The organism is Chitinophaga sedimenti (genome assembly GCF_023156195.1).
GTDB classification, from domain to species: Bacteria; Bacteroidota; Bacteroidia; order Chitinophagales; family Chitinophagaceae; genus Chitinophaga; species Chitinophaga sedimenti.
In genome coordinates this window covers 2014970-2027612 of the sequence record NZ_JAKUKA010000001.1, presented here as the reverse complement: position 1 = coordinate 2027612, position 12643 = coordinate 2014970, and the positions used below count along the sequence as shown (strand labels likewise).

General features: G+C 50.8%; 13 protein-coding genes, 1 tRNA gene and 2 pseudogenes. 4 read left to right on the top strand and 12 right to left on the bottom strand.

Features of this window, described 5'->3' with window-relative positions:
• Nucleotides 1-5 precede the first annotated feature (5 nt).
• From MKQ70_RS11580 to MKQ70_RS11570, 3 genes are all read left to right on the top strand, one after another.
• Nucleotides 6-164: a TlpA family protein disulfide reductase gene (locus MKQ70_RS11580; RefSeq protein ID WP_248070885.1), complete on the top strand. Its 159-nt coding sequence runs from the start codon at nucleotides 6-8 to the stop codon at nucleotides 162-164.
• A gap of 32 nt (nucleotides 165-196) precedes the next feature.
• Entirely contained in the window at nucleotides 197-1390 is a 1194-nt protein-coding gene (locus MKQ70_RS11575) for a TlpA disulfide reductase family protein (protein WP_248070883.1), read from the top strand.
• A gap of 111 nt (nucleotides 1391-1501) precedes the next feature.
• Entirely contained in the window at nucleotides 1502-2344 is an 843-nt protein-coding gene (locus MKQ70_RS11570) for a sugar phosphate isomerase/epimerase family protein (RefSeq protein WP_248070881.1), read from the top strand.
• A gap of 52 nt (nucleotides 2345-2396) precedes the next feature.
• On the opposite strand, the gene MKQ70_RS11565 is transcribed toward MKQ70_RS11570, so the two are convergent.
• The 6 genes and pseudogenes from MKQ70_RS11565 to MKQ70_RS11540 form a co-directional block, all read right to left on the bottom strand.
• Nucleotides 2397-3305 (bottom strand): hypothetical protein, encoded by a 909-nt coding sequence (locus MKQ70_RS11565; RefSeq protein ID WP_248070879.1) that lies wholly within the window; start codon nucleotides 3303-3305, stop codon nucleotides 2397-2399.
• A 267-nt stretch (nucleotides 3306-3572) separates the two neighbouring features.
• Nucleotides 3573-4864: pseudogene (locus MKQ70_RS11560) on the bottom strand (hypothetical protein).
• 157 nt (nucleotides 4865-5021) lie between these two features.
• Entirely contained in the window at nucleotides 5022-5582 is a 561-nt protein-coding gene (locus MKQ70_RS11550; RefSeq protein ID WP_504908359.1) for a hypothetical protein, read from the bottom strand.
• Between the two features lie 656 nt (nucleotides 5583-6238).
• Nucleotides 6239-6730 (bottom strand): annotated as a pseudogene (locus tag MKQ70_RS43745) (glycosyltransferase family 117 protein); the annotation flags it as partial.
• A 183-nt stretch (nucleotides 6731-6913) separates the two neighbouring features.
• Entirely contained in the window at nucleotides 6914-7111 is a 198-nt protein-coding gene (locus MKQ70_RS42150) for a putative quinol monooxygenase (RefSeq protein WP_372490103.1), read from the bottom strand.
• 138 nt (nucleotides 7112-7249) lie between these two features.
• The gene (locus MKQ70_RS11540; RefSeq protein WP_248070869.1) at nucleotides 7250-8083 is read right to left on the bottom strand and encodes an SAM hydrolase/SAM-dependent halogenase family protein; all 834 of its coding nucleotides are present in this window, start codon (nucleotides 8081-8083) and stop codon (nucleotides 7250-7252) included.
• A 226-nt stretch (nucleotides 8084-8309) separates the two neighbouring features.
• Between MKQ70_RS11540 and MKQ70_RS11535 the strand changes: the two genes are divergently transcribed.
• A tRNA-Lys gene (locus MKQ70_RS11535) sits at nucleotides 8310-8382 on the top strand.
• A 137-nt stretch (nucleotides 8383-8519) separates the two neighbouring features.
• Here the strand turns inward: MKQ70_RS11535 and MKQ70_RS11530 are convergent.
• From MKQ70_RS11530 to MKQ70_RS11505, 6 genes are all read right to left on the bottom strand, one after another.
• On the bottom strand, nucleotides 8520-9416 hold the full coding sequence (locus MKQ70_RS11530) for a LysR family transcriptional regulator (RefSeq protein ID WP_248070868.1): 897 nt from the start codon (nucleotides 9414-9416) through the stop codon (nucleotides 8520-8522).
• 178 nt (nucleotides 9417-9594) lie between these two features.
• A complete protein-coding gene (locus MKQ70_RS11525) occupies nucleotides 9595-10086 on the bottom strand; it encodes a CinA family protein (RefSeq protein WP_248070866.1) in 492 nt (163 codons plus the stop codon).
• Between the two features lie 77 nt (nucleotides 10087-10163).
• A complete protein-coding gene (locus MKQ70_RS11520; RefSeq protein ID WP_248070864.1) occupies nucleotides 10164-10904 on the bottom strand; it encodes a sulfite exporter TauE/SafE family protein in 741 nt (246 codons plus the stop codon).
• Nucleotides 10897-12084 (bottom strand): molybdopterin molybdotransferase MoeA, encoded by a 1188-nt coding sequence (locus tag MKQ70_RS11515; protein WP_248070862.1) that lies wholly within the window; start codon nucleotides 12082-12084, stop codon nucleotides 10897-10899. Before MKQ70_RS11515 ends, MKQ70_RS11520 begins: the two co-directional genes overlap by 8 nt.
• A gap of 3 nt (nucleotides 12085-12087) precedes the next feature.
• Complete coding sequence (locus tag MKQ70_RS11510) at nucleotides 12088-12438, bottom strand: GTP 3',8-cyclase MoaA family protein (protein ID WP_248081288.1); 351 nt, start codon at nucleotides 12436-12438, stop codon at nucleotides 12088-12090.
• The gene (locus tag MKQ70_RS11505) at nucleotides 12378-12623 is read right to left on the bottom strand and encodes a GTP 3',8-cyclase MoaA family protein (RefSeq protein WP_248070860.1); all 246 of its coding nucleotides are present in this window, start codon (nucleotides 12621-12623) and stop codon (nucleotides 12378-12380) included. Before MKQ70_RS11505 ends, MKQ70_RS11510 begins: the two co-directional genes overlap by 61 nt.
• Nucleotides 12624-12643: the final 20 nt, after the last annotated feature.

Here is a 12643-nt window from a genome sequence, read left to right as displayed (position 1 = left end):
CGCAGTTGCGCGACCGGGATAACCGGAAGAGTGAATTGCTGGATTATTACGGCATCCACGCGATCCCCAGCTGCCTGCTGATCGGCCCGGATGGCACCATCCTCGCCAGGAACCTGCGTGGCGAGCAGCTTCACAATAAATTAGCGGAACTCATCAAAATATAAATATCAACATGAAAAGCAATAAATGTCTATTAATGTTAACAGGCCTGCTCGTCTCCGGCAGCACCTTCGCGCAGCAGGATACCAGTTTCTCCGGCCTGTTTAACGCGGTGAAAGCTGAAACAGAACCTGCGCGCATGGAGGCACTTGTCATCACCATGGAACGTGTGGCTACGCGTGAACACGCACCTAATACCGCTGAATTATTGACTTATTCGCAGGCCCATCTGGTGGAGACGTTCGCGCATGCGGGTAATTTTGCCAAAGCCAATAGCTGGCGCGATAAAATGGCGGCAGGCCGTTGGAAAGACGACGCCTTGCTACAGATCGCGGCAGCGCTGACGGAACAGAACAAGCTGGCCGAAGCTGAAAAACTCGTCAAACCTTATGCAGAAGGTAAAGTGGCCGCCAGTAACGGAAGCGGTCAGTTCGCGACGGATTATACGCCTTACTTCGTTACGCAATATGGCGTGATCCTTTATAAAAAAGGCGCTTATAAAGAAGCGGCCGCAAAACTTGCAGGCGCCAGGAAAACGGAACAACGTGAAATGTATGCGCTCGCGTTGATGGCTACCGGCGATAAAGAACAGGCGATGACCGAAACGAACAAATTGCTGCTCCTGCCGGGAGAACGGAGCAAAGACTTCCTCGCCGGCGTTAAAAAGCTGTATGGCAATGACGCCCGCTTTCAGCAGGTACTGGATTCCGCTGTGGCTGTAAAACAAAAGCGCATAGTAGAAAAGATGTCCAAAATGAAAGTGGACCAGCCGGCGCCCGATTTTCACCTGACCAACGTAAACGGGAAATCCGTGTCTCTGGCCAGTCTTAGGGGCAAAACCGTGATCCTCGACTTCTGGGCTACCTGGTGCATCCCCTGCGTGGGATCGTTTCCGGGCATGCAGCGCGCGGTAGATTATTACGCGAAGGATACAAATGTGGTATTCATGTTCATCCACACCTCCGAGCGCAGTAAAACCGCCACCGATGAAGCCAAACGCCTGCTCAGCAATAAACACTACCGTTTCGATCTTTACATGGATCTCACAAATGAAACCAGTGGTAAAAACGAAGTTACCGAAGCCTTTAACGTCGAATTACTGCCTACAAAATTCGTTATCGATAAAAACGGGATAATTCGTTTCAAGAATACCGGGTTTGTGTCGGAACACGAGGCCGTCCCTGAAATTAAGGCGATGGTAGACATGGTTAATGGTAAAACAGGATTGTAAAAACCAACCTTTGTTCCCCTATAGCCCGTTGCCGTTCATCACGGCGCGGGCTTTTTTGTTGCATTAATCCTTCAAAGCTGCTATTTTGTAGTTCTAAACATCATGATCGGTATGAAAAAATTGACATTGGCCCTGGCGCTGGCCGGCGCACTGTGGGCCAGTCCATCCACGTTACAGGCCCAGGATAAGGCATCCAAAAAGCTGGGTTGGAAACTCGGCGCACAATCTTACACCTTCAACCGCTTTACCCTGGCGGAAGCACTTAACAAGCTGGATTCCTGTGGATTGAGCTACGTGGAAATGTACCCTGGCCAGAACATCGGCGGTGGTATCGAAGGCAAAGTGAATGTTAATATGGACGAAGCGACGCAGAAACAAGTGCTCGCCCTCCTGAAAAAGCATAAAATACAGGCGGTGGCGTTTGGTGTGGTTGGCCCCCGCAACGCAGAAGAGTGGGAGCAGACCTTCAAATTTGCTAAAGGCATGGGCATTGGCATCATTACCGCTGAGCCGCGCAAGGAGCATCTGGACGTTGTTTCCGGCCTCTGCGACAAATACCAGATCAAAATCGCGATCCATGACCACCCGAAACCAAGCCAGTATTGGCATCCTGATACCGTGCTCGCTGCTATTAAAGGCCGCAGCCCGCTGATGGGCGCCTGCGCTGATATTGGTCACTGGGTTCGCTCGGGCCTCGATCCTGTTGAGTGTATCCAGAAACTGAACGGTCACATCCACAGCCTGCACTTCAAAGACCTGAACGAAAAGGCGCCTAAAGCGCACGACGTTATCTGGGGTACCGGCGTAAGCAATGTACGCGGTGTACTGGAAGAGCTGAAAAAGCAAGGTTTCAAAGGTGTATTCTCCGCCGAATATGAGTACCACTGGGAAAATAGCGTACCCGAAGTACGGGAAAGCGTGAAAAACTGGCGGGAAATGGTGAAAGCCCTCTAGTTTTATCTTCTTATACATGGAAAGCGCCCCGGTTTCGCCGGGGCGCTTTCTTTTAACGACTTGTCTGCAATTGCTTTACTTGTTCGGTCAGGGCTTCCAGTTTTTTATTCAGGTCGATGATATATAACGCCTGTTCCTCCACTTTTTGCAAGAGTACTTTGTTCATCTCGCCAATATCGATGCCGTTTTCGCTGACTTCCTGTGCGGAGGGAATGTCTGGCAGGTGTTTGTGTTCACGCAGATAGCGTTCCAGCTCCGGCAACGAAGGCAGGCGGTAGCCCGGTTCAAATACGAAATCTGCCCAGCTTTCCTGCGATACTTTTACTTTACGTGCGCCCACAGTGCCATCTACCGCCAGTTTATAACCTTTGCTGTTAGACGTGCCAATGCTCAGGTTGCCCGTTTCATCGAAGGTCATTTTATGTTGTGTGCCAACACCTAACTGCTTGGTCATAAATACCAGTTTGCTTCCCGAGCCGCCGGTATAGGCAGGGTTGCTCACATTCTCGGCCCAAACGCCCGCCACCTGCAGGTGTGCGTCGCCCTGGTTGGCGGTGTTGGTAAAGTAAATGGCGCCTATTTTTGCCCCGTTAGCGGTCGTGTTGCTGCGATTTAACTCCAGTACCGGTAAGTTCGGAGAAGCTACGGACAATACCCTGTCTGCCGCCGTATAACTGGGAAAGCCCGCCTGGTTTGAGTTGAAAGTTTCGCCGGGTGTTATGGTGCCAATGCCCACGTCGCCACCGGGATGGATGAACATCCGGTCGTACCAGTCCTTCATACCGGGTCCGGGCATATCCCAGGACGTTTTAGTACTGAACAGGATACCGGGCACATGCCAGCCTGCCGGTACCGCACCCTGTATAGCAGCAGATTTGTCCATGTTCTCCTGGTTAAAGATGATGCCGCCAAGCGAAGTGAGTACGGTGGGGGAGCTGGTATAGCTGAACGGCGCAATCATTAAAAACGGTTTACTGTTACCCGATACCGGAATTCGGTGATCGGTGCTGTCGTGCCAACTCCCGCATTTCCCCGGTCGTGGTGGGAAAGGTGTTTTGGGCTTTCGTGATAAAAGGGGAGCAGCATAAAGTAACGAATGCAGCGCGCTTCAGCGCCCGCAGGTTAACATACAGTTTCATTTGGTAAAGGGTTTTGTTTATGCTGATGAAGATACAAAAAAAAGCGAAGGCCTTTCGACCTTCGCTTCTCCTTTATCTTAAATTAACGATTACTTTTTTCCTGTATCAGCGGCCGGTGCGCCTGCGCCAGTGTTAAACTGACCCTGGCCTTCGAGCGGTTGCTGCGCCGGACCGTTGAACTGTCTTTTCAGCTCATCGAGGTAGCCCAGGAACTGCTGTGCGCGATTGGCATCGTCCTGCAGGTCGTTCGTCATGCGGTTAGCTGGCAAGTCCCTGTAGTAGGCGATCTGCTGTTTCAGGTCTTTCTCTATTTCCGCACTAACAGCGTTACCTTTCTTCAGGTCGCCTGCCAGGTAGTAAGCATAAGCTACTTCCATGGAGTACATGTTGTGTACGTTGCCCGGGGAAGTCATCGCGTACGGGAAGTTCGGGTTAGCGAGCATAGAATCTGCGCGGTTCAGTACCTTCAGCGCTTTTTCTTTTTCGCTTTCCTTAGCCAGCGCCACACCCACTTTCGTGTAGGCGTTGCGGATGCCCTGCAGCATACGGCGGTTCGGTTCGTCGAAGTATACGCCAGGTTTATCGGCGTTACCAAATACGAACTTGTTCATCAGGTTGTCGTAAGCTACCGGCACGTTTACGTGGTCGGTTAAGCCTGGCAGGTATTCCTGGCTCGCAGGTTTGCGGATCGGCACCAGGCGGTAAGTCAGACCGTCTACGCGGAGGTATTCGCCCAGGCCGAGGTCGGTCGGAGAGGTAAAGTAGATCGGACGTTTCCAGTCGTTAGTGGCGATGATGTCATATACGGCCAGGTCGTTTTTGTACAGGATCTTTTTGCTCAGTACAAAGCCCAGCTGAGTTTCGATCTTCGCACTGTCTTCCGGCGCTACGGTACCATTTTTCAGCACGGTTTCTTTATCAACCGGGATAAACAGTTTGTCGGTAGGGAGGAAGTTCACCCTGTCGCCATTCTGCGTACCTGCACGGAAGCGGTCGTCGTCGGAGCCCATGAAGTTCATTACTTCCTTCAGGTTGTAGAATTTATCCTGCGGGAAGATGCCTGCATCATAGAAACGAATGTAGTTGCGGTTTTCACCACGATATTTGTCAGGTGTCCAGCTCATCGGGATGGCCGGGCTTTCGTTTACGGCTTTACGTTGCTGCTCGATATACCAGTCAACACCCAGCAGGCTGAGGTTGATTACGCGGATATCCGGCCGGATGCCTTCCACTTCCGGGCGTACCACAGCGGGTAGGTATCGTTATCACCCACGGTGAAGAGGATAGCGTTTTTATCGCAGGACTCGAGGTAATCTTTCGCAACGTCGCGCGCCAGCAGTTTCTGCGAGCGGTCGTGGTCGTCCCATCCCTGGGCACCCATCAGTACCGGCGCCGCCAGCAGGCTCACGATGATCGCAACGGGAGCGGCCAGCTTGGCTGCCTTCGCTTTGCGTATCAGCCAGTCGTACAGGCCCATTACCCCGAGGCCTATCCATATCGCAAAGGCGTAGAAGGAGCCCACGAAGGCGTAGTCACGTTCACGCGGCTGGTTGCCCGCCTGGTTCAGGTATACTACGATCGCCAGCCCCGTAAAGAAGAACAGGAGCGACACCACCAGGGGTATCCCTGCGGTGGCGGGCGTAATGGTAGAAGAAGCCGACCAGACCAAGAATCAGCGGCAGGAAGTAGAAGGTATTACGTGCTTTGTTATTTTTCAGGCTGTCCGGCATGGTGCTTTGGTCGCCATACAGGAAGTTATCGATCGGCGCAATGCCGCTGATCCAGTTACCGTCGCGAACGTTGCCGAAGCCCCGGGTGTCATTCTGTTTACCCACGAAGTTCCGGGCGAAGTAACGCAGGTACATAAAGTTGACCTGGTAACGGAGGAAGAAGTCGATATTATCCACGAAAGAAGGCTTTTCGCCCTCTTTCAGGCCCGTGAAGGCGCGGTAGTAGTCCGCGTGACCCTGGTCATTGCTGGCGTCCCAAACGCGGGGGAACAGCATTTTGTCGCTGGAAGCGTATACGGGCTCCATTTTCTTACCGGCAATTTCATATTTACCGTTGTTGCCGCGGGCGTAAACGTTGCCTTTTTCCACCCAGTCGGTCGGTGTGGCGGTGAATACCGGCCGTATACCAGCGGGAAGTCGCCATATTGCTCGCGACCCAGGTAACCTACGAGGGAAATCGGGTTGTCTACGTTATACATGTCTACCGACGGGTTAGCCGTAGAGCGGATCATGGTGGTAACATAAGTGGAATAACCCAGCAGCAGGAAGATGATAGACGAGGTTGTCAGTCTTACCGCGTGTTTCAGGCCTTCTGCATTTATTTTAACGTCGAATACGCGCAACAGGTAAGGGATCATGATCACGATACCGGCTATGAGCACGCGGAAAATGCGGATGATACCTTTGTCGCCCGCCGCGAAAGCAGGGATGAGCACTACGGAAGCCACGAGGATCAGCGGGGCGTACAGGCCGAATTTCGGGTTTTTGTAGCCGTAGATCATGATGGCGGCAATAGCCACGAAGTAGAAGGTGAAACCGGAGAAGAACGGCAGGCCGAGCGTATTCACGAAGAATACGTCCATCAGGCCGGATACTTTAATGGTATCCTGGATCACGAACTTTTGCACGGCGCCGGTGATAACACAACCGATCACGAAGGCCCAGAAGGTGCCCCAGCCGGTTACCTTACCGCGTTTAAAGTAATATACCATCACCATCGCGGGAATGGTGAGGAGGTTTAATAAGTGTACACCGATGGAAAGGCCCATCAGGTAAGCGATGAATACGATCCAGCGGTCGGCGTATTTCTGATCGGCTTCGTGCTCCCATTTCAGGATAGCCCAGAAAACCACGGCGGTAAAGAGCGATGACATGGCGTACACCTCACCTTCCACGGCGGAAAACCAGAAGGAATCAGAGAACGTGTAAGCCAGCGCGCCTACCACACCGGCGCCCATTACTATGGCCATTTTCTCGCCGGAGATGGTTTCTCCCGGTTTGATCATGAGGCGGCGGGCAAAGTGGGTGATGGTCCAGAACAGGAACAATATTGTAAAGCCGCTGGACAGGGCAGACATAATGTTTACACCCAGGGCGGCCTCAGAAGGTTTGAAGGGAATAGTGAACAAGCGGCCAATCAACACAAATAAAGGTGCGCCGGGAGGGTGGGGAACTTGAACTTTGTAGGCAGCAGAGATAAACTCACCGCAGTCCCACAAGCTGCCGGTGGCTTCCATTGTCATAAGATAGACCGAGCAGGCAATGATACAAACGACCCAACCTACTATGTTATTGGTCTTGTTAAAATTCATAAGGTTAATTTAAGATTCGGACAAAAATAGAAAAACTAAGCAATTAAGAAACTCTTAACTACAGTTTTAACTTTTTATAAATATATTTTTTTGTAAACAAGCTGCTCCCTAGCCTTCTGCTGCGGTGGCTTTGCGGACCGACCAGGCTTCCGGCGGGGCGGCAAATAAAATTTTGGTGGCAGCCCACGTTTCCCGGAAAAGTGCAGATTTGCGATAGGCCTCAAGGGCTTCGGGGCTTTCCCAATGACTGTAGGTGAAATATACGTGGGGGAGGTCGGTCTGGTTCCAGAGTTCCAGTGCGAGCAGCCCGGAAAGTTCCGGATCTGCGATTGCTACAAATTGAACAGCCGGGTAAACTGTGCAGTTTTATCCGGCTGAAAGGTCATTTTTACAATACGGAGGATCATGAAGATAAGTTTTGGTGTCGGCGTATCTGCGCATGGTCTATTCCTCGAACGCGATCCTCACCGTCTGGTAGTACGCCAGTTGCTGATAAGCGGTAGCATTTTGTACCAGCTGCTCGCGACTGAAGCCCTGCAGACCAAATAAGCCGGCCGCGTTGCCTTTGTTGATAGCTATTTCGAGATATCCGGCCGAGTTGAACATTGCCACCTTCTGGCCTTCCGGTACATCGCTGTATGTTTCGCTGATAGCGTTGATCGTTTCGTTACGGCGGAACATGATGCCGAAGCGACGGTTTTTACGCTGTGCTTCAAATTGTTCGCGGGTAATATTGACGATCACGTTTTCGAAATTGTCGATATGAATAATTTGTCCTTCGATATAATCATCGCCGGTTAACGGCTGCAGATTATTTTTTACGATGATGTCATCCGCCTTTTCGCCTAACTCGCTCAAGTGCGCGCCATTACACATTTTGCTGATGGTTTCCGCAAATGCTGCAGTGACGTTCAGCGTGGTTTTAGATAATGCGGGGTCTAGCGGCATGCGGATAATCTCCTGTGCCTGGTTGCCTGCGATCATGGTAATAAAACCATTGTCGGCCGTACAGATATATTGATCTTTGTACCTGGCAATCAGCATGTGGTCGTGCTTCTTATCGAACAGGTTAATCAACACAATGTGAAATGTTCCTGCGGGATAATATTCAAAAGCACTCTTAAAAATATAGACTGCCTGTGGTAAGTTAAAGGGTGAGATACGGTGCGAAATATCCATCACACGCGCATCCGGACAGGTTTGTAGCAGCTGGCCTTTTGTGGCAGCTACCAGGTAATCCTGTAAACCGATATCAGATGTGAGTGTTATTACAGACATTTTCGAGCGTTGCTTTCCTTTTTTCTGCTTTAAAAATTATTTCGGGATTCGAGTGCAAAGAACGTGCAAATCTTTGGACAGCGTGCATTTGAGCGTTAGTTTATTTATTCAGATAGAACGAATGTGGATTAAACGAGCTTGATTTTTTCAAAAAAAAAATTGGACGGAATAAATTAATTCCTACTTTTGCACTCCGCAATTGAGAAAAAGCGGTGCGAAAGTGTAGGATTCCGTAGCTCAGTTGGTAGAGCAATACACTTTTAATGTATGGGCCCTGGGTTCGAGTCCCAGCGGGATCACAGAAACTAAAAGGCTTTGGGGTTTTCCTGAAGCCTTTTCTCATTTCCGGCTCTTTTGTTTCTACTTCGTTGTATCGGTGTCGGTTACTGTTGCTTATCTGGTGATTCGTAGACTCCATCTTTCGTTTATTGTTGCATTACGCAATATTCTTCAGCAGTCCTTTTATTTCGTCTATTTTCCTGGCGACCGTCTGGCTCTTGTTGTACGCCAGGTAGAGTGTGTTCGTTGCCGGTTCATCTCCTTCCCACACCACTTTGACCGTTTTGTTCGCGATATAGTCTTTTAAAAGACAGTCGGAAATAATGCTGATGCCGTTTCCGTTGCTGATCGCGTGTGTGATGGTGTTCAGGTCGGGTATTACATACTTCGGATTTACCAGCGGCCTTTTACGGAAGTTAGTAAGCCAGAACTTCCTGATGAATGTCAGGTTGTTGCTATATGCATACCAGTCCTGCTCCAGTAGCCACTTCTCGGCGCGCTCCAGGTCTCCGGCCTTTAAATACCTTTTAAAGGTTGCCGTCTTGATATTCGCGCTGCCTACGATCACGAAATTCTCCTCCAGTATACTTTCATAAATCGTCTGTTTGTCTTCGTTCGTCCTTTGGGTGGCAATAACGAAGTCGAGGTTTCCTTTTTCCATTTCCTGCATCAATTCTTTGTTAGAGCCGAATTGCACGTCAATTTTTGAGGTGGCTTTAGCCAGTTTCGGGGCCAGTACGGCATGGAAAAATTCCTTCGGAACACCGATTCTTATAACGGTCTTTTTCTGTAATAAATTCTTCGTAAACGCATATTCCGTTTTCTCCAGACTTTCTACCGATCCAATGATCTGCGCGTACAATTGTTTCCCCAATTCGGTGGGTACCATCTTTCTTGGTAATCTTTCAAACAAAAGCCCGCCAGTGTAGTTCTCCAGTGCTGCCAGGTGAACGCTCACATTCGGTTGTGAGATCATCAACTCCTGCGCCGCCCTGGTGAGATTACCCTGTTGATAGATTGCTTTAAATGTTCTGTACCACTCGAAGTTTACCATGCTGCAAAGTTATTAAAATATTAATAACAAAAATCAAAAACCATAAAAAAATTAATAGAAGTATATAAGGTACTTTCATACAAGCGCGGTTGTTTTGCCTGGAAGTCTTGCTGGTAGCTATTTAGGATGCAAAAAAGCCCGGACGAATGATCGCCCGGGCTTCCTGTTGATGGGTTATTTAAGCATGCGGATGGAGTAGTTGGTATAGTTTGTCAACTACCGTGTTCACGTACTCCTGCTGCACTTCGGTAGCTTCCGTCAATGTAGGCTCAATAAGGCTTTCAGCACGAATGGCCCCCTCGTATGCTATAGCGTAGTAAGCGAATATGCGACCTCCTGAAGCAGGCGTGGGCGTGCTATAGCCGGTAATACCAATCCCCCAGTGACTGGAAAAGTGTTTGCAAACGTTGAGTGCCATCTGTGCCGCCACCTTGGCCGACACGCAATCTACCGCCGAAGCGTGTACAGGTTCTACGTCCGTGTGTTTGAATTTCTGCGCCAGGTTGTAAGCGGTAATGCCGCCATGGTAGAAGTTTAGCGCCTTTGGAATGTTTGAAAACGCATACTGCATAAGGCCGGACGTCACGCTTTCCGCTACGGCGATGGTCGCTTCCGTCTGCTGTAGCCGCTCGCCAATTGCTGTTAATTGTGTCGTATTAAAATCTGCCATTAATTTTTTAATAGATATCCCGCGATAATTATGCCGTATCATTGTAGACGTTGTTCTACACAGCCATAAGGGTTATTTTAGTTTAAGTTCGGGAGGAACAGTTTAAATGCCGCCACTGCCAACACGCCGGCGAGCAGTATTTTAATCGTCGTTTGCCGGAAACGGATCGCACCTGCATAGGAGCCGAGCAGTCCGCCGAAGAAGGCCACCACTACGTATATCGCCATATCGGGACTAAAGTGTATGCCCCTGGTAACCTGCCCAATCAGGCCGGATAATGAGTTTACGAAGATGAACAGCGCACTGATCGCCGCTGCCTGTTTCTGATCCGTCCAGCGTAATAGCAGCAATACCGGCGAGAGGATAACGCCGCCGCCAATGCCCAGCATGCCCGATAATAGCCCGATAGCGCCGCCAATCAGCAGCAACCATATTGTTTGCGGCCTGGCCATCCGGTCCACCTCAATATCGCGGAAAAACAGGAAACGCGCGATAGGAACGAGCAAAAATACGCCCAGCATTTTCCGGTATACTTCCGAATGGATCGCCATCATGCCCCCCACAAAGGCCATCGGGACAGAGGCTATTGATAGCGGGATAAACAGCCGCTTGTTGAAGTATTGTTCCCGGTAATAAAAGGTAAAGGAGGTGAGCGATACGAACAGGTTCAGTAATAATGCCGTGGGTTTCATCACTTCCGGCGCTACGCTGAAAAGCGCCATCAGCGCCAGGTAGCCGCTTGCTCCCCCATGTCCTACAGAAGAATAAAGGAAAGCCACTGCAAACAACAAAGGGCAAAGGATCAGCAGTTCATTCATAAGTTGGCAACAGGTAGATATTAACAATGTCATTTTCCTCGTAGGTCTTCGCCGTTTCATCCAATGCCACGAAGCAGTTCGCTACGGCGAAACTCCGCATCCGGTAAGATTCCTGGGCATTGAGTATTTGTACTTTCCCATCTTTATAATATGCTTTTAAGAAATGGGTAAGCGGATGGTTCTTTTGGTGAGACGATCGTAAAGCGGCCTGCGTTGTGCGCAGCTCGTCACTATGCCCGGTAAGCCGCCTTAATACAGGCCATACATACTGGTAAAAGCAGGTGAGCACCGAAGAGGGATTGCCCGGTAGTCCAAAAACCGGCTGGTTGCCTTTCCGCCCAGCATATAAGGGTTTGCCGGGGCGCTGCTGCACGCGGTGAAACAGTTGTTGTACACCGCAACGCGCGGCCGCCTGCACCACAAAGTCATAATCCCCCACACTCACCCCACCGGTCAGTAATACAACATCTGCCATTGTTAAAGCGTTGTGCAATGTATGCTGCGTTGCTTCCGGGTCATCTTTTGTAAAGTGAAGCGCGATGTCGGTAATGCCCATCTCCGCGAGTGCCATGCGCAGCGTAGTCGACGAAGCCTCGTATACTTGTCCGGGCAGCAGCGGCACCCCGGGCTGCTGCAATTCATCGCCGGTGATAATGATCGCCACAGACGGTGACTTGTACACGCTTACTTCCGCGCAGCCTGTCCCCGCCAGGAACCCCGCAGCGGCAGGCGTTAATGGCAGGTCTTTCCCCATCGCCAGCTCACCTTTTCGGATTTCGCTGCCGGGCGGGCGTGTATTGTCGCCGGCTTTCAGACCGTTTTGCAGTATCTGTAATTGCTGGCCGCTAACGTTCGTTTGTTCCTGCATCACCACGGTGTCCGCGCCTTCCGGTAAGGGCGCGCCGGTGAAGATACGCGCTGCCTGCCCTGCGCCGATGCTTGCTGGCTCAGCATGACCAGCGGGCAATACGCCATTAAGTTGCAGCGCCTGGCCCTGCCAGTCCGCGAATTTAAACGCGTACCCGTCCATCGACGACTGGTTAAAGGCCGGGATGTCGCAGCTGGCGTAAACGTTTTCGGCTAATACGCGGCCAACAGCCAGCGGTAACGGTAACCGAACGGTCGTACGTGGGAAATCCTGTTCTGCCAAAATCGCTTTGGCGGCATTGACTGTTATCATAATTTATCCACCAATACTGATCATGCTTCTGTTAATGAGTGCTTCGCTGTGCAGCGCTTCGAATGGTTGGTCGCCAAACTGCCCGCCAAGTTTTTCGGCCTTGCCGAGAATGTTGCGGCGGATCAGCGGTTCCAGCGCTTCGCCGGCACGTAATGCGGCTAAGAGATCCGTTTCATCTTTCGAAAAGAGACAGTTTTTCATTTTACCGTCCGCGGTGAGCCGCATGCGATTACAGTCGCCGCAGAAAGGGGCGCTCATCGTACTGATGATCGCGAAGCGTCCCTGGTGGCCTGCTACCTGGTAAGGCTGACTTGTTGAATGGGGGCGGCTTCCAGCGGACTGAAATTGTAATATTGCGCGATGTGGTCGAGGATCGCTTGTTTAGGGAGTACTTTGTCGGCCGACCACCGGTTATCTGTAAATGGCATGAATTCGATGAACCGTACTTCGATATCCGCATCGGCCGTCATCGCTACAAAGTCGGGCAACTCGTGGTCGTTGACGGATTTCATCACCACGACATTCAGCTTCACCTGCATACCCGCTGATATTGCGGCGT